A 17464-nucleotide genomic window follows, 5' to 3' on the forward strand; every position below is an offset into this window, starting at 1 on the left:
ATTTCATTATAGTTTACCTCTGGTACAGTTAGGATAAAACACCATTCGGCAGCTTACCATTTGGGCTGATGAGTGTTAAAGAGAAGTCTTTTGAAAAAATCTGTTCCGTCGTTTCAGCGACTTTGTCCATCGTCACATTATCAATGGCTTCAATAATTTCATCTAATGTACGATGTCGTCCCAGTAACAACTCATTTTTCCCGTTTCTACTCATTCTGCTGTTTGTACTTTCAAGCCCTAGCATAAGGCTCCCTTTTAGTTGTTCCTTCCCGTTTTCCAATTCTTTTTCCGTCAAACCTGTTTCCTGAACATCTTTCACTGTATTCATTAAGATCTCGAACAATTCATCTAAATGTTTTTGAGCAGTCCCAGCATAAATGGTTAACATCCCCGTATCATGAAAAGCAGAGTGATATGAGAAAACGGAATAGGCTAATCCCCTTTTTTCACGAACTTCTTGAAACAATCGGCTGCTCATACTCCCACCTAAAGTATTATTTAAAAGCACAAGATTGTAGATTTGTTCATCATGAAGGGGAAATCCTTCATAACCTATACATAAATGTGCCTGCTCGATCTCTTTTTTTCGTGCAATTCGGTCCGAATTAAACAAAGGTTTTTCAAAGGGCTTCGTTTTTTCTGGCCCTTTTTTCATTGGCGAAAACACATCCTCCACATACTTCACAAAGGATTCATCCACATTCCCACAAATGGAGATTACCACATTATCTGCGTGATAGTATTGATCCATATATTCGAAGAGTGATTCAGGTGAGAATTGGGATAACGTCTCTTCCGTCCCTAAGATCGGATAACCTAGGGGATGCTCTCCGTAACTTGCTTTACTTAATAAATCATGGACGATATCATCAGGAGTATCTTCATACATTTTTATCTCTTCTAACACAACTCCCCTTTCCTTATCCAATTCATTTTTATCAAAAGTGGAGTGGAAATACATATCCGCCAATACATCCACCGCATGTTCTGCATGACTATCCAGGACTTTTGCATAATAACAAGTGTACTCTTTTGAAGTAAATGCATTCACATGGCCTCCAATGGAGTCAAATGATTCTGCAATCTGCTGGGCTGACCTGGATTTGGTTCCTTTAAAAAACATATGCTCAAGAAAGTGGGAAACTCCATTTTCCTGTTTTGATTCAAATCGTGATCCTGTACCAATCCAAATGCCAATTGCCACAGAACGGACATTATGATTCGGTTCAAAGACAACACGTAATCCATTTTTTCCTACAAAGCGTTTTATCACTGGTATCCTCCTATGCATCTGTCAAAATCTGAACAAATAACTATTCATTCGTTGTTGTAACCCGGGTCTCACTTAATACGTCACTAACTGTCCCTAATATATATCCCCTCTTTTTAATTCCTTCAATCATGGGTTCTAGTCCATCTAACGTAGAAGATGTGGGATGCATTAAAACAAGAGAACCCCCATCAACCTCTTGTACAATACGATTAGCCATGGCGTTTGGCTCCGGTTTTCTCCAATCCACCGTATCAACGGTCCACAGAACGGTGTACATTCCAAGTTCCCTTGCCGTGTCTACCACTTCCTGGCGAAAACTTCCGCTTGGTGGTGCAAACCATTCTGGGGTGTGATCTAATGTGGCTTCAATTATGTGATTGGTTTTCTCTAACTCTTCCACTATTCTATCCCGTGAAAGACTTTTCATATCAGGGTGGGAATATGCATGATTCCCAATTTCATGACCTTCTTCTACAATCATCTTAGCAAGATTTGGATTATTTTTCACCCATGAACCATCTAAGAAAAAAGTTGATTTAACATTATGTTCTTTCATTACCTTTAATATATCAGGAAGAAACTCATTCCCCCATGCCACATTGACCATAAGAGAAACCATCGGTTTATCAGGATGTCCCCTGTAAATTGGTGCAGGGGGAAGATCCTTTAAAGTGATATTGGGAGGAATTTGATTAAACACCAGTCTCTCTTCTTGAAATTCCCCTAATTGGGACATATTATTATAAGAACTTTCTATATCAACGGATAACCCATTATATCCAGGTATTGCCTTCCACACTTTATGAATATGAGCATCCTGTGCTTCCATTTCATAATTACTTTGTTTCGCCATTATTTCTAAATACAAAGGATCCTGCTCACTCATTACTGTCTTTGCATGATCCTGCAACTCATAAAGATATCCAGTCGTAATCGGATTTTGAATACTTGAAAACGATAAGATTAAAATGAATAGAAACGTCGTAAATTGAAGTACAAATTTCTTTATCATCCACTGTCCCCCCTCATCAATAAAAATATGCAAAGGATGGACAAGGTAGAACGTCTATAGGCTTTTCTGTAAAGACACAACTTGGATGATACCTATTCATATATGTACAAAACCTCTTTGACTTCGCTTGGTACTTCCGAAGTGCCAAGCATCCACTAGATACCTGAAACTAGGAAAAATTTTAAAAAGACTGGGAAGATCCCAGTCTTATCGGCTACTATTTTCTTCCGGTAACAATGCTTTTCTTGAAAGATTTACACGGCCTTGGTTATCGATCTCAGTGACTTTTACCATTATTTCATCACCAATGGAAACCACATCCTCCACCTTATTCACGCGTTCCTTAGCAAGCTGTGAAATGTGTACAAGACCATCTTTCCCTTTAAATAATTCCACAAAACAACCAAACTTCTCAATCCGCTTTACTTTCCCTAAGTAGGTTTGTCCCACTTCCACTTCACGAATAATATCTTCGATGATTTGTTTAGCTTTTAAGTTCATCTCTTGCTCTGTGGAGCCAATATAAACTGTTCCATCTTGTTCAATATCAATCTTAACACCAGTATCTTCAATGATTTGGTTAATCATTTTCCCGCTAGGTCCAATAACGTCACGGATTTTATCTGGGTTGATTTTCATTGTGAGGATCTTAGGAGCATATTGACTTAATTCTTTTCGATGCTCCGGAATTGCTGATAGCATGCTCTCTAAAATCTTTAAGCGCCCATCTTTAGCTTGTGCCAATGCTTGTTCTAAGATTTCCTGATTTATTCCAGCAATCTTTATATCCATTTGAATTGCTGTTATCCCCTTCGAAGTACCGGCGACTTTAAAGTCCATATCACCAAGGGCATCTTCCATTCCTTGGATGTCTGTAAGTACCGTCACGTCCTCTTCGTGTTTTACCAGTCCCATTGCAATTCCTGCAACTGGTGCTTTAATTGGAACTCCTGCTGCCATCATTGCAAGTGTACTAGCACAAATACTGGCTTGGGAAGTGGAGCCATTTGACTCCAAAACTTCAGATACTAGACGAATAGTGTAAGGGAAATCATTCTCTGAAGGAATAACCTGTTCTAATGCTCTTTCCCCTAGGGCACCATGTCCGATCTCACGGCGGCCAGGACCACGGATTGGTCCAGTTTCACCGACACTAAAGAGTGGGAAATTATAATGATGCATGAATCTTTTTGACTCTTCAATACCAAGCCCATCTAAGATCTGAACATCTCCTAATGCACCTAATGTACAAATACTGAGTGCTTGTGTTTGACCACGGGTAAACAGTCCAGAACCGTGAGTTCTAGGCAGAACATCTACTTCAGATGCTAACTGACGGATCTCATCAGGCTTTCTTCCATCAGGGCGAATTTTATCCTTTGTAATTAAAACACGAACCGTTTCTTTAAAGAGCTTGTCCATAACTTCTTTCGCTTCAGAAGAACGATCCTCTTCTTCTGTCACATACTCTTCCACAACACGGTCAATTACTTCTTTAACAGCAGCATCTCTTGCATGTTTTTCTTCCACTAAAGCAGCCGTCTTTAATTCGTCCATTACTTTTCCACGTAGTTCTGCTTCAAGGTCAGGATCAACTTGCTTTAATTTCACTTCCATTTTTTCCTTGCCAACTTTGGCAACAACTTCCTCTTGGAAAGCAATTATTTTCTTAATTTCTTCATGACCGTACATGATCGCTTCAAGGATTGTTTCTTCCGTTACTTCCTCTGCACCAGCTTCCACCATGTTGATTGCATCCTTTGTTCCTGCAACAACAAGGTTGACATCACTTTGATCTAACTGACTCGGTGTAGGATTAATCATAAATTCTCCATTGATTCTCCCTACTGTCACCCCTGCAATTGGTCCAGAGAAAGGAATATCTGATATGGATAGGGCAAGGGATGAACCTACCATTGCCGCCATTTCAGAAGTGGCATCCTGATCATTACTCATGACAATACTGATTACTTGTACATCATTTCTGAATCCGTCAGGGAAAAGTGGACGAATTGGACGGTCAATTAAACGGCTTGTCAATACAGCGTGATCGCTTGGTCGTCCTTCCCGCTTAATGAACCCCCCAGGAATTTTCCCGGCAGCATAAAGACGTTCTTCGTAGTTCACAGTTAAAGGGAAAAATGGTAAATCTTTTGGTTCTTTCGAAGCTGTTGCTGTAGATAAAACCGCTGTATCACCATAGCGGACTAAAACTGCTCCATTAGCCTGTTTCGCCAATTGACCGACTTCAAATGTCAATGTTCGACCGGCCCACTCCATTGAAAATGATTGTTTTTCTTGTTTCATTTACGAGTACCCCTCTCGTCCTTTTAATCTTTTCTTATTATAATCATTGTTGGCTTAATTTTATGTACTAAACATGTTGTCATTAGAATTTTGGAAAAATTTCATTTAACGGAAGGAAAGTTGTTCCATTTTGTACCCTAACATTTATCATAACAAAAAATAGTAGAAGATGAAATACTTCCCGTTAGGTTACCTATGATTTGTCACTTTACAGCTTGGTTTTCCACAAAAAGAAACCCGGCAATGCCGAGTAACAGTTAGTTATAGTATTATTCTAATACACAGTAACTAGATGTAATACGACATTACAACAAATTTAGAATCAGAAAAAAGCGGGATTTCTCCCGCTTTTCCTTAATTATCGACGTAGTCCTAAACGATCGATGAGCTGACGGTAACGAGTAACATCTTTATTACGTAGATACGTAAGCAGGTTACGACGTTGACCTACCATTTTCAAAAGACCACGACGTGAGTGGTGATCCTTCTTATGTGTACGTAAGTGATCGTTAAGTGTATTAATTTGCTCCGTTAGGATAGCTACTTGAACTTCTGGAGACCCAGTATCACTTTCATGAGTTTTGTACTCTTGAATGATCTCATTTTTACGTTCTTGTGTTAATGCCATCCGATCCACCTCCTTCATTAAAATCCCCATGTGCCAAGCGAACGTTGGTGATTCGTTACGCCGAGCAATGGTTGTTGAACAATAGTTATCATACCTGTTTTTTAACATTATTTCAAGTCTTACTTGTAAAAAGATATTTTTACTCCGAAGTTTGAAAGAAATACTTCGCATTAAAGACATCTTTTTTCAATTGGTTTACTAAATCGTTAACACTTTCAAACTTTACTTCATTTCTCATCTTTTGAATCCACTGGATCTTCACTTTTTGACCATATATGTCTTTAGAATAGTTTAAAATGTGGACTTCTATTGTCAGGTCCATTTTATTTTTATCATGAAAGGTTGGTTTGTAGCCAACATTACAAACCGCTGGTAACCATTGATTGTTTATTTGGATTTTAACAATATAAACACCATTATCTGGAATGAATGTCTGATTTGTAGAGGCAATATTTGCTGTTGGGAAACCAATTTGCCTTCCCCTTTGTTCTCCTTCCACAACAACTCCATCTGTTTCGTAGTACCTGCCTAAAAAATTTGTAACCTTATCCAAGTTTCCAACGGAAAGTGCTTTCCTGATACTAGTGGAACTGATTTTTTCACCATTTTCCTCCACCTTTCCCACGATGGTGTAGGTTAGTTTGTTCCTGGAATGAAACGGTAAAGTTTCCATCGTCCCTTTCCCTAATCTTCCATAGGAATAGTCGAATCCTGCGACAACATGTTTAATATTAAAATCAATTAAATAACGATCCACAAACTGTTGTGGATTCAGATCCGAAAAATCTTCATTAAATTCGATGATGATCAAATAATCAATTTCTAACTGAAACATTAATTCTTCCTTTTTATTTAAAGAAGTTAAGTAATTAACTTTTTTTTCCTTTCGAAGGACTTCCTTTGGATGTGGAAAAAATGTCATTACTCCACATTTCAATTGGCGCTTCATCGCTTCTTTTTTTGCAGTTAAAATAACTTCCTTATGCCCTTTATGGACCCCATCAAAAAATCCTAATGCGATAACCATTTCCGGAAAGTCAATTTTGGCATGGGGATGTTTTATTCGTATTGTTTTCAATTATGCCACCTCTATCTACCCTACAATTCATGGAATTAATGGTTTGTTTTTAGCATTTTAGCCGGTTTCATCATCCCAATCCGCTTGGGGTGTGTTTGATATAATGCTAAACATTCCCCTTGTTGATTATACAGAGCAACAGGGGATTCGTCTATTAATTGGGGTAGTATAGCTCCATTCATAATTTTATTTTCTGTTGATTCATCCACTACTGTTTTCGGATAATTGGAGAGGGATTCTTCAATTGAAACTAAACATCCAGCCAACTCATTTACTGACATATCCTTTAATTGGTTCAATGTAACACATTGATCCTTCATAAACCTTCCAGAAATAGTTCGAGTTAAGTCAGACATATGTGCCGGGTAACCGAGCATTTCTCCAATTGTCACGGATAAAGTTCGAACATACGTTCCTTTGCTGCAATGCACTTGAAACCGAAAACTCACTTGTCCATTTTCTTTTTTAATTACTTTTGATTCAAGGGTAAGGCCGTAAATAGTTACTTGCCGCTGTGGACGTTCAACAGTTATTCCCTCTCGAGCATATTCATATAATCGTTTCCCATTCACTTTCACAGCAGAAAACATAGGGGGTATTTGAGTAATCTCCCCTGTGAGTTGAGAAAAGACCTCTTCTACTTCCTCTTCGGTGATTACATTTGTCACTTTTTTCTCTGAAATAACCTCACCTGAGGCATCTTCTGTCGTAGTGGATGTTCCAAGAGTTACTTCTCCCACATATGTCTTACTGTCAGCAGTTAAGTATTCCACAATTTTAGTTGCCCTTCCAAAACAGACAGGAAGGACCCCATCCACATCTGGATCCAAGGTGCCGGTATGACCGGCCTTTTTTGTTTTAAAAATTTTCTTCACTTCTTGAACGGCTGCAAACGATGTCATTCCCCGAGGTTTCCACAACAGTAAAACACCTGTTACCTCACTCAAATCAGCTCACCTACTTTAATATGTATACTCAAAAGAGGCTGGGACAAAAGTGTTTTAATCAATGAAAAATCCAAGCAATCATTAGCTACGGAAATATACTTCGCTTTTACCACAGGCACAAGTGCGACATCCGTTCTTGCTTCACTTCGTTCGCAGTCACGGTGTCTTCTTTGCCGCGGGCGGCTGGTGAGCCTCCTCGTGCATACGCACTGTGGGGTCTCACCCCTGCCTTTCATCCCGCAGGAACGAGCGTCTACTTCCTTGCTATGATTGTATGTTGTTCGGATTTTCGATTAAACACTTTAGTTATGTCCCAGCCTCTTCAGAGCTATTTATCGTCATTTAATTTTCTTAGCAATTCTTCAATACGGTTGCCTCGCTCGATGCTCTCGTCAAATTTAAACTCCAATTCGGGTGTTTTACGGAGCTGAATTCGTTTGCCTATTTCAGAACGAACAAATCCCTTCGCTTTTCTTAAGCCTTCAAGAGTTTTAGATCGCTGGTCTTCTTCACCGTATACTGTAATAAATGCAGTAGCCTGTTGTAAGTCACCTGTCACTTCCACAGCAGTTACAGTTATAAAGCCGATACGTGGGTCTTTTATTTCCCGTTGAATAATATCAGTTAGTTCTTTTTTTATTTGTTCCCCCACACGATTGGCGCGAACATTACTCATATACAACACCCCTATCGATGAATAGATCTATCCTCTATAACCACTCCCAAGTGACACCTGTCACTTCCAAATCAGAATGATTATCGATGATAGTAAACGCTCTTTTCAGTTCTTTTTCAACCTGTAACTTTGATGTTCCAACACAAACCATTGTCCATTCCGTCCGTTGCCAAACATCCTGATGATTAGATTCAATGATGGAGACATTATATTTTTGCCTCACTCGCGTACCGATACTTTTTAAAACGGATCGTTTGTCTTTAAGGGACTGTGCATCAAACACAATCCCCTCCACGATCATTGTACCTATAATCAACGCTTAATTTCCTCCATAATATACGCTTCAATAATATCTCCTTCTTTAACATCATTGAAGTTCTCGAGGGTAATTCCACACTCATAATTTTGCGCAACTTCTTTTACATCATCTTTAAAACGTTTTAAGGCATCAACTTCCCCTTCAAAGATAACAACTCCGTCTCGAATCAATCGGACAGTAGAGTCACGCGTGATTTTTCCATCCGTAACATATGATCCTGCAATCGTCCCTATCTTCGAAACTTTAAACGTCTGTCTTACTTCTGCCTGGCCAATTACTTTTTCCCGATACTCAGGGTCCAGCATTCCTTTCATGGCAGATTCCACTTCATCAATTGCATTGTAAATAACACGGTGTAATCGGATATCTACTTTTTCCGCATCCGCCGTACGCTTAGCATTCACATCTGGGCGGACATTAAACCCAATAACGATGGCATTGGATGCACTGGCTAAAATAATGTCCGATTCAGCAATCGCTCCGACTCCTGTATGGATAATGTTAACCTTAACACCTTCTACTTCAATTTTTTCTAAAGACCCACGCATCGCTTCCACAGAGCCTTGAACATCAGCTTTTACAATTACATTAATCTCTTTGATTTCTCCTTGCTGAATTTGTTCAAAAAGATCATCAAGACTAACTCGTGATGTTTCTCTACGATCCGCTTCCCGTTGCTTCATTGCCCTAGTTTCACCAATTTGTCGTGCCTTTTTCTCGTCTTGGAAAACAAGGAACTGATCCCCTGCTTGTGGTACAGAGTTTAATCCAGTAATTTCCACTGGTGTAGAAGGAGCAGCCACTTTCACACGACGGCCAATATCATTAACCATAGCTCGAACACGACCAAATGTGTTCCCAACCACAATGGAATCACCCACATGGAGAGTTCCTGCTTGAACTAATAACGTTGCCACTGGTCCGCGCCCTTTATCAAGTTCTGCTTCCACAACCGTACCACTAGCCACTTTATCGGGATTCGCTTTCAATTCAGCGACTTCTGACACTAATAGGATCATTTCAAGAAGTTCATCAATTCCTGTTCCATTAATTGCCGACACATTAACGAAAATTGTTTCTCCACCCCATGCTTCGGAAACAAGACCGTGCTCTGTTAATTCTTGCATTACCCGATCAGGATTTGCGGCTTCCTTATCAATTTTGTTGACAGCAACGATAATTGGAACATTCGCTGCTTTTGCATGATTAATGGCTTCAACCGTTTGTGGCATTACACCATCATCTGCTGCAACAACGAGGATGGTAATATCAGTAACCTGTGCACCCCTTGCCCTCATTGTTGTAAAGGCAGCGTGACCTGGTGTATCCAAGAAAGTTATTTTTTTACCATTTTCTTCTACTTGGTATGCACCAATATGCTGAGTTATTCCTCCAGCTTCACCAGCAGTTACTTTTGTATGACGAATGCTATCTAATAATGTTGTTTTACCATGGTCAACGTGTCCCATGATGGTTACAACCGGTGGTCTTTCCTGAAGAGAGGCTGGATCATCCTCTTCTTTGAAGTTTTCAAATTCTGTTTCATCAACGACGATTTCTTCTTCCACTTCGATTCCAAACTCTTCACCTAAGAGTTCAATAGCATCCTTGTCCAGTTCCTGATTTATTGTAGCCATCACCCCTAAAAACATTAATTTCTTAATAATTTCAGAAGGTTCTTTGTTAATTTTATCGGCAAATCCCCCAACCGTAATTGGTGGTGTGTACAAGATTTTAGTTGGAGATTCTTTCTCTACAGGCTTTTGTTCCTGTTGCTGTTGCTGTTGGGCAGGTGGTTGATTTCGTTTATTTTTCTTTTTATTGTCTTTAGATTTCCCATTCTGATTACGATCTTGAGTTTGCGGGGCTTTCTTTTCCTTTTGATTTCCCTTAGGCTTAGACTGTTGTTGTTGTCCGTTACCATTTCCCTCTCGCTTCGGTTTATCCTCTGTTTTCTTCTCTTTCGTTTGATTGTTTGTTTTTGCGTCTAGTTGTCTGATGATGTTCTCTGTAATTACACTCATATGATTAGTTACTTCTATCCCCATTTCTGTTAATCGATCAATGACCTCTTTACTTGTTACGTTTTTCTCTTTAGCATATTCATATATACGCATTTTTTTCATATACTTACCTCCCGCTTCCGTCACGCCCACTCCTATTTAGTTTGGATGGATACATCACGAAGTTATTCAATTAAAGACCTTATTTTTGCTGCAAATCCACTATCTTCAATACCTAAAACAACTCTCTCACTTTTACCAATCGCCCGTCCCAAAGAAGTCCGATCACCCTTTACAAAACAAGGAATATTATAGTAATCACACTTATTTAAAACTTTTTTCTTAGTGTTATCAGAGGCATCCTCTGAAATGAGAACTAATGAAACATGGTTCTTTTGAATCGCCTTAACGACCAGTTCTTCACCTGTAACCATTTTTCTTGCACGATATACTAAGCCTAACATATTCAGCCATTGAGAATTCGTCATTTTATCCCTTTTCCACCTCTTCAAGAAGTTGGTCGTAAATTTCTTCAGGGACTTTCACTTTTAAGTGCCTAGCAAAGACATTTTTCTTCTTTGCATCTGAGATCACTTCCACATTTGCAGAAATATAGGCTCCTCTTCCGGATTTCTTAGAAGTATGATCAATTAAAACGTCGCCCTCAGGTGTACGGACAACACGAATTAATTCTTTTTTTGGCTTCATTTCATTTGTCACAATGCACTTGCGAAGTGGTGACTTTTTTTTCCCCGCCATTATAACCACACCCTATTTAATCTTGATTCTCAGTTTCTAGAAACTCTTTTTCGGAATCCATTTCAATTTCATTATCATATTCTTCGTTAGGGTTATATAACCCTAGTTCTTCTGCATCGGTTTGGCTTTTTATGTCAATTTTCCATCCGGTTAGTTTCGCTGCTAGTCTCGCATTCTGTCCCCGTTTTCCAATAGCTAAAGATAATTGGTAGTCAGGAACGACAACCTGGGTCATTTTCTCTTCCTCATTAACCGTTACCTTTAAAACTTTGGATGGGCTAAGTGCGTTAGCAACGTAGACTTTTGGATCTTCAGACCAACGAACAATATCAATTTTTTCCCCTTTTAATTCATTAACAATAGTTTGGACACGCTGTCCTTTAGGACCTACACACGAACCTACCGGATCAACTTCTGAATCCTCTGCATGAACTGCTATTTTTGAACGATCCCCCGCTTCTCGGGATACGGATTTTATTTCAACTGTTCCATCAAAAATTTCTGGTACTTCCAATTCAAATAATCGTTTTAAAAGTCCAGGATGAGTTCTTGAAATCATAATCTGTGGACCTTTAGTTGTTTTTTCCACCTTTGTAATAAATGCTTTAATTCGATCATTGTGGCGGTATGTTTCATTCGGCATTTGTTCACTTAATGGCATCAATGCTTCCACACGACCAAGATCCACATAGATAAATCGGTGGTCTTGACGCTGAACAATACCAGTCATTATATCTTCTTCCCGATCGATAAAATCCGAATAAATAATTCCCCTTTCCGCTTCCCGTACACGTTGAGTTACCACTTGCTTTGCTGTTTGAGCAGCAATTCTTCCAAAGTCCCTTGGAGTGACTTCGATTTCAACGACATCATCCACATCATATTGGGGATTAATGTTTTTTGCTGCTTCTAGAGAAATCTCCAAACGGGAATCAAATACTTCCTCCACCACTTCTTTTCTGGCAAAAACACGAATGCTCCCATTGTCACGGTTAATATCCACTCTTACGTTTTGTGCTGAATTGAAGTTCCTTTTATAACCTGTGATCAATGCCTGTTCTATGGCTTCTAAAATAATTTCTTTATCAATACCTTTTTCTTTTTCAATGCTTGTTAAAGCATCCATAAATTCACTATTCATGAATCCCTTTTCCCCCTTTCAGATATTAAAAAGTAACTGCTAACCTGGCTTTAGCTACTTTGTCATAAGGTATTTCAATGGTCTTTTTTCTCGTCTTGATTATCATTTCTATAGTTAATGTTTCACCATTAAAATCTATAAGTTTTCCTTCGAACACTTTTTCATCATTGATTGGTGCAAAGGTAGAAACATGGACATTCTTCCCCACTGCCCGTTCAAAGTCCCGATCCTTCTTCAATGGCCGTTCTGCTCCGGGAGACGAAACTTCCAGGTAATACGCCTGCTCTATCGGATCATTTTTATCCAGTGATTCACTTAGGCGTTCACTTACTGCAGAACAATCATCTAAATCCACACCATTTTCTTTATCGATATATACTCGAAGGAACCAATTTTTTCCTTCCTTCTTAAACTCCACATCTACTAATTCAAGAGATAGTTCAGTTAAGATGGGAGTAAGTATGGTTTCAGTTATTTCTCGTACGTTCCCTGACACGTTTTTCCCTCCTCGAAACACTGTGTTCAATATGTATAGTATTAGTATTCCCTAAAACCTTTACGATCATCTATTTATTTGCTTACCTTATTTAAGTGCAAAAGAAAGAGTGGGTTCAACCCACTCTTTGCTGACGTCGCTATTTTCCAGTATTTCCATCTTACTATATCATAAACCAACTAACCTTGCAAATAAACACGAAAAGCGATAGGCACCTGGTTATCGGCGAAAAGCACTGGAGAGCCTTCGTCAGAAGTCGTTCTTTGACTTCTGAGAAGGATTGAAGTGTCTCGAGCCGATGGTGCCTGGAGCTAGACAATCGAAAAGCGATAGGCACCTGGTTATCGGCGAAAAGCACTGGAAAGCCTTCGTCAGAAGTCGTTCTTTGACTTCTGAGAAGGATTGAAGAGTCTCGAGCCGATGGTGCCTAGAGCTAGACAGTCGAAAAGCGATAGGCACCTGGTTTGTAATTTAAAACAACGATAACTGATTCGAATCCGGTAACGCCTCGAGACATCCGTGATCATCCAGGTTCTCTAACACTGTCTTGGTGATCTTACTTCTTTCACGCAAATCTTCCTTAGAAAGGAATTCCCGCTCCTTCCTTGCTTTCACAATGTTAATGGCAGCATTTGTTCCTACCCCAGTCAAAGCATTAAACGGTGGAATTAACGTATCCCCTTCCACGATGAACTCTGTGGCAGAGGAGCGATATAAATCCACTTTTTGAAAGGATAATCCCCGTTCACACATCTCTAATGCTAATTCAAGTACTGTTACTAAACTTTTTTCTTTTGGTGTGGCATCTAAGCCCCTTGAATAGATTTCCTCAATTCTTTTTCGAATAGAGGCGGAACCTCTTACCATCGTATCTAAATCAAAATCATCAGCCCTTACAGTGAAATAAGCTGCGTAAAAGAGAATTGGATGATAGACTTTGAAGTACGCAATCCGAACAGCCATTAATACATAAGCCGCGGCGTGGGCTTTCGGGAACATATATTTGATCTTTAAGCAGGATCCAATATACCAATCTGGCACCTTATGTTTCTTCATTTCTTCAATCCATTCTTCCTGCAGACCTTTCCCCTTTCGTACAAACTCCATAATTTTAAAAGCAAGGGATGGCTCTAACCCTTTATAAATCAGATAGACCATAATATCATCCCGGCACCCGATAACATCTTTTAATACACACGTTCCATTCGATATCAGTTCCGCTGCATTATTTAGCCAAACATCTGTCCCATGAGACAACCCAGAGATCTGTACTAATTCACTAAACGTATTTGGTTTTGTTTCCTCTAGCATTTGACGAACGAATCTAGTACCAAATTCAGGAATACCATAAGTTCCCGTCTTACACATAATTTGTTCCTCAGTAACCCCTAATGATTCAGTCCCTCCAAATAACTTAAAAACTTCCGGATCATCAACTGGAATATCTTTTGGATCCATTCCGCTCAAATCTTGGAGCATCCTAATTACAGTTGGGTCATCGTGTCCGAGAATATCAAGTTTTAATAAGTTATCATGAATAGAATGGAAGTCATAATGCGTTGTTTTCCATTCAGACTCTCTGTCATCAGCCGGGAATTGAATCGGTGTGAAATCATATATCTCTAGATAATCTGGCACAACAATGATTCCACCAGGGTGCTGACCAGTTGTACGTTTCACGCCGGTACATCCAGCAACTAATCTGTCAATTTCCGCTCCTCTTAATTGAAGCTGGTTATCATCTTCATATCCCTTTACATAACCGTAGGCCGTTTTTTCAGCAACCGTTCCTATCGTTCCTGCACGGTATACAAATTCTTCACCAAACAATTCTTTCGTATAATTATGAGCGGTTGGCTGATATTCTCCTGAAAAATTCAAATCAATATCCGGTACCTTATCCCCTTTAAATCCTAAGAACGTTTCAAATGGGATATCTTGCCCATCTTTTTTATATTTTGATCCACACTTTTCACATTCTTTATCTGGCAGGTCAAAACCTGAGCCTACAGAACCATCATCAAAGAAAATGGAATGATGGCAAGACGGACAAACATAGTGTGGAGGAAGTGGATTAACTTCTGTAATTTCAGTCATTGTCGCCACAAAACTGGAACCTACTGACCCCCGTGACCCTACTAGGTAACCATCATCTAACGATTTTTTTACAAGTTTCTGAGAAATTAAGTAAATAACAGAGAATCCATTACTGATGATACTGTTTAACTCTTTTTCTAATCGGTCTTCCACCAGTTTTGGTAAATCTTCTCCATAAATACTCTTTGCTCGTCCATAACTCATTTCCCGCATTTCTTCATCTGCACCTTCGATTTTCGGTGTATACAGATCGTCAGGAATCGGTTTGATTTCATCAATTTGGTCTGATAGATGCTTTGTATTAGTGACGACAATTTCCTTTGCCTTTTCTTCCGGCAGAAAACGAAAACATTCAAGCATTTCATCCGTAGTACGAAAGTGGACCTTAGGGAGAGTAGTTCGGTTTAATGGATTGGCGCCTCCCTGAGAACCTATCAATATTTTACGATAAATATAATCTTCTTCGTTCAAGTAATGAACATTCCCTGTTGCAATAACTTTTTTACCAAGTTTATCCCCTAAATCTATAATGTTCTTTAAGACATCTTTTAACGCCAATTCATCTCTAATAACTTCTCTCTCAATTAAGTGCTGATAATTGGAAGGGGGTTGCACCTCTAAATAATCATAAAACTTTGCAACTTCCTCTACTTCATCAGGGGACTTTTGCATCATAGCATCAAAAACTTCTCCGTTATCACACCCAGAACCGACTATCAATCCATCGCGGTACTTGGATAAGACAGATTTTGGAATTCGTGGAACACGGTGAAAATAGTCAATATGTGAAAAAGATACTAATTTATAAAGATTCTTTAAACCTTCTTTTGTTTTTGCTAAGATAATGCAATGATTTGGCCGTTGTTTTTTATAATCCTCTGGAGAGGACTGCTGATTCAGTTCATAATGCTTTACAATTCCCTTTTCAGTCGCATCCTTTACCATTTTCCAAAGTAAATGTCCTGTCGCTTCCGCATCATAGATAGCGCGGTGATGAGCTACTAATTCAATGTTAAACTTTTTACAAAGAGTATTTAGTCTATAATTTTTGAATGTGGGATATAAAAATCTTCCCAATTCTAATGTATCAATAACAGGATTGCTTGCCTTTTCTAGCCCTATCTTTTGGAAGGCTGCATTAATGAAACCCATATCGAAACTGGCATTGTGCGCTACAAGAATATCATCACCGATCCATTCATGAAAATCCTTTATTACATCATTAATTTCCGGAGCATCTTTGACCATGTCATCGGTGATACCTGTCAACTCAATAATTAATGGAGACAGCTTTTCATGGGGATTTGCAAATGATTCAAAACGATCGATTATTTCACCATTGTTGACTTTTACCGCTGCTAATTCAATGATCGTATTATAAACAGCAGACAACCCGGTTGTTTCCACGTCAAATACAATATAAGTATCTTCTAGTAAACTGCGATTTGCCTCATTGTAGGCAATAGGAACACCATCATTAACTAGATTGGCTTCTACACCATATAAAATTTTAATACCATTTTTCTTTCCTGCAGAGTAAGCTTCTGGAAATGATTGCAAAACTGCATGATCCGTTACAGCAATTGCTTCATGCCCCCATTTCTTTGCCTGATCCACATACTTTGATACAGAAGTGACCGCATCCATTTGACTCATTGGAGTATGAAGGTGAAACTCAATCCTTTTTTCCCCTTCTGGTGCCCGGTCCAATTTCTGATTTGGCGTTATTTGTTGGATATCCCTTGCCATCATCGTTAAATCACGAACGTACGTATCGTATTGAATATCACCTCGTACTTTTACCCAAATCCCTTTTTTGATTAAACTGAATAATTGCTCATCCTCTTTTCCACCTGAGAACATTTTTATTAATAGGGAATCGGTGTAGTCGGTTATTTTGAATGTAAGTAACGTCCTTCCACTTTTTAACTCTCTTGTTTCCGCCCAAAAGATAAATCCTTGAATCGCAAATCTCCGTTCCTCTTCTACAATTTTATTAATTTGTTTAATATCGTTATCATTAATGACCGTTCCAACCGAAATGGAAGTAACAGTTCCCGTTTCTTTTGCACTTTCTGCCTTTTTTTGTTTCTCGATCATAGCTTCGATAACTTTAGAGTGATCTTCTTCTCTCTTTTGTTCCACAAATTTCTCGATCGCTTCCTTTGACTCCTTTACAACTGTTTCTAGATGGAGTCTTCCAAAGCCAACTTGCTGAAAGATGTCTTGGAGTGGTTCCTGAACTCGTCGTTGGATCATCTCCGCTTCTGTTTCGTTCATCACAGCGATGACCATCTTTTTCCCCTCTAAAAAAGGAGTTTGTTCTTGGAGCCTTCGAATAAGACCATTAGTGGAAGAACGGAGATGTTCCACGAAATACGGCCAATAGGTTGGTATATGTTTCGATAATTCCACTTCCTGCTCATAAGATAAAACCACTTCAACAGAAGCAATATGTTCAAGACCATTTATGATTTTACTTTGAAACACTTCAAAAACATGATACGGAAGAACTTCTGGTAAGGATATAGAAAAGCACCACTTTTTTTGGGTTTGAAAAACCTCAAGTCGTTCTATTTTTCCTCCGTTTAAGTATTTTTTAATATCATCCGGCATGATTACTTGCTCTAGTAGTAGTTGAAATCTCTCGCGGCGAATTTGATCTTCGTTCATGTCGGTTCCTCCCCTTTTAAAAACCAGAAGGTTGCCCTAAAAGGTCAAATACTGA

14 protein-coding genes are annotated in these 17464 nt (G+C 39.0%); all 14 read right to left on the bottom strand.

Going from position 1 to position 17464, the window contains the following annotated elements:
- Positions 1-28 precede the first annotated feature (28 nt).
- Positions 29-1273 carry a M16 family metallopeptidase gene (locus tag KS419_RS22430; protein ID WP_217069117.1) on the bottom strand — a complete coding sequence of 415 codons (1245 nt, stop codon included), beginning with the start codon at positions 1271-1273 and terminating at the stop codon, positions 29-31.
- A 40-nt stretch (positions 1274-1313) separates the two neighbouring features.
- A complete protein-coding gene (locus KS419_RS22435; RefSeq protein WP_217069118.1) occupies positions 1314-2285 on the bottom strand; it encodes a polysaccharide deacetylase family protein in 972 nt (323 codons plus the stop codon).
- 207 nt (positions 2286-2492) lie between these two features.
- Complete coding sequence (locus KS419_RS22440; protein WP_217069120.1) at positions 2493-4592, bottom strand: polyribonucleotide nucleotidyltransferase; 2100 nt, start codon at positions 4590-4592, stop codon at positions 2493-2495.
- Between the two features lie 358 nt (positions 4593-4950).
- Entirely contained in the window at positions 4951-5220 is a 270-nt protein-coding gene (gene rpsO / locus KS419_RS22445) for a 30S ribosomal protein S15 (protein ID WP_217069123.1), read from the bottom strand.
- Positions 5221-5359: 139 nt separating this feature from the next.
- The gene (gene ribF, locus KS419_RS22450) at positions 5360-6298 is read right to left on the bottom strand and encodes a riboflavin biosynthesis protein RibF (RefSeq protein ID WP_217069125.1); all 939 of its coding nucleotides are present in this window, start codon (positions 6296-6298) and stop codon (positions 5360-5362) included.
- A gap of 35 nt (positions 6299-6333) precedes the next feature.
- A complete protein-coding gene (gene truB / locus KS419_RS22455) occupies positions 6334-7245 on the bottom strand; it encodes a tRNA pseudouridine(55) synthase TruB (RefSeq protein ID WP_217069127.1) in 912 nt (303 codons plus the stop codon).
- Positions 7246-7573: 328 nt separating this feature from the next.
- On the bottom strand, positions 7574-7921 hold the full coding sequence (rbfA, locus tag KS419_RS22460) for a 30S ribosome-binding factor RbfA (RefSeq protein ID WP_217069129.1): 348 nt from the start codon (positions 7919-7921) through the stop codon (positions 7574-7576).
- A gap of 34 nt (positions 7922-7955) precedes the next feature.
- Positions 7956-8237, bottom strand: a complete 282-nt coding sequence (locus tag KS419_RS22465) for a DUF503 domain-containing protein (protein WP_217069131.1) — start codon at positions 8235-8237, stop codon at positions 7956-7958.
- Positions 8234-10366, bottom strand: coding sequence for a translation initiation factor IF-2 (gene infB, locus KS419_RS22470; protein WP_217069133.1), 2133 nt, complete (start codon positions 10364-10366; stop codon positions 8234-8236). The genes KS419_RS22465 and infB overlap by 4 nt, the downstream gene beginning before the upstream one ends.
- A 62-nt stretch (positions 10367-10428) precedes the next feature.
- On the bottom strand, positions 10429-10731 hold the full coding sequence (locus KS419_RS22475) for a YlxQ family RNA-binding protein (protein WP_217069135.1): 303 nt from the start codon (positions 10729-10731) through the stop codon (positions 10429-10431).
- A gap of 1 nt (position 10732) precedes the next feature.
- Positions 10733-11002: an RNase P modulator RnpM gene (rnpM, locus tag KS419_RS22480; protein WP_217069137.1), complete on the bottom strand. Its 270-nt coding sequence runs from the start codon at positions 11000-11002 to the stop codon at positions 10733-10735.
- A 16-nt stretch (positions 11003-11018) separates the two neighbouring features.
- On the bottom strand, positions 11019-12143 hold the full coding sequence (nusA, locus tag KS419_RS22485; protein ID WP_217069139.1) for a transcription termination factor NusA: 1125 nt from the start codon (positions 12141-12143) through the stop codon (positions 11019-11021).
- 25 nt (positions 12144-12168) lie between these two features.
- Positions 12169-12639 (bottom strand): ribosome maturation factor RimP, encoded by a 471-nt coding sequence (gene rimP, locus KS419_RS22490; protein WP_217069140.1) that lies wholly within the window; start codon positions 12637-12639, stop codon positions 12169-12171.
- A 471-nt stretch (positions 12640-13110) separates the two neighbouring features.
- Positions 13111-17409 carry a PolC-type DNA polymerase III gene (locus KS419_RS22495; protein WP_217069141.1) on the bottom strand — a complete coding sequence of 1433 codons (4299 nt, stop codon included), beginning with the start codon at positions 17407-17409 and terminating at the stop codon, positions 13111-13113.
- Between the last annotated feature and the right edge of the window lie 55 nt (positions 17410-17464).

Origin of the sequence: Evansella tamaricis (genome assembly GCF_019042215.1) — a bacterium.
GTDB lineage: Bacteria > Bacillota > Bacilli > Bacillales > Salisediminibacteriaceae > Evansella > Evansella tamaricis.

Bases quoted from the DNA above. Each gene is read 5' to 3' on its own strand.
- KS419_RS22475 (WP_217069135.1), bottom strand. From the start codon at position 10,731: ATGACGAATTCTCAATGGCTGAATATGTTAGGCTTAGTATATCGTGCA.
- rnpM (WP_217069137.1), bottom strand. From the start codon at position 11,002: ATGGCGGGGAAAAAAAAGTCACCACTTCGCAAGTGCATTGTGACAAAT.
- nusA (WP_217069139.1), bottom strand. From the start codon at position 12,143: ATGAATAGTGAATTTATGGATGCTTTAACAAGCATTGAAAAAGAAAAA.
- KS419_RS22495 (WP_217069141.1), bottom strand. From the start codon at position 17,409: ATGAACGAAGATCAAATTCGCCGCGAGAGATTTCAACTACTACTAGAG.
- infB (WP_217069133.1), bottom strand. From the start codon at position 10,366: ATGAAAAAAATGCGTATATATGAATATGCTAAAGAGAAAAACGTAACA.
- rpsO (WP_217069123.1), bottom strand. From the start codon at position 5,220: ATGGCATTAACACAAGAACGTAAAAATGAGATCATTCAAGAGTACAAA.
- rbfA (WP_217069129.1), bottom strand. From the start codon at position 7,921: ATGAGTAATGTTCGCGCCAATCGTGTGGGGGAACAAATAAAAAAAGAA.
- KS419_RS22435 (WP_217069118.1), bottom strand. From the start codon at position 2,285: ATGATAAAGAAATTTGTACTTCAATTTACGACGTTTCTATTCATTTTA.
- KS419_RS22440 (WP_217069120.1), bottom strand. From the start codon at position 4,592: ATGAAACAAGAAAAACAATCATTTTCAATGGAGTGGGCCGGTCGAACA.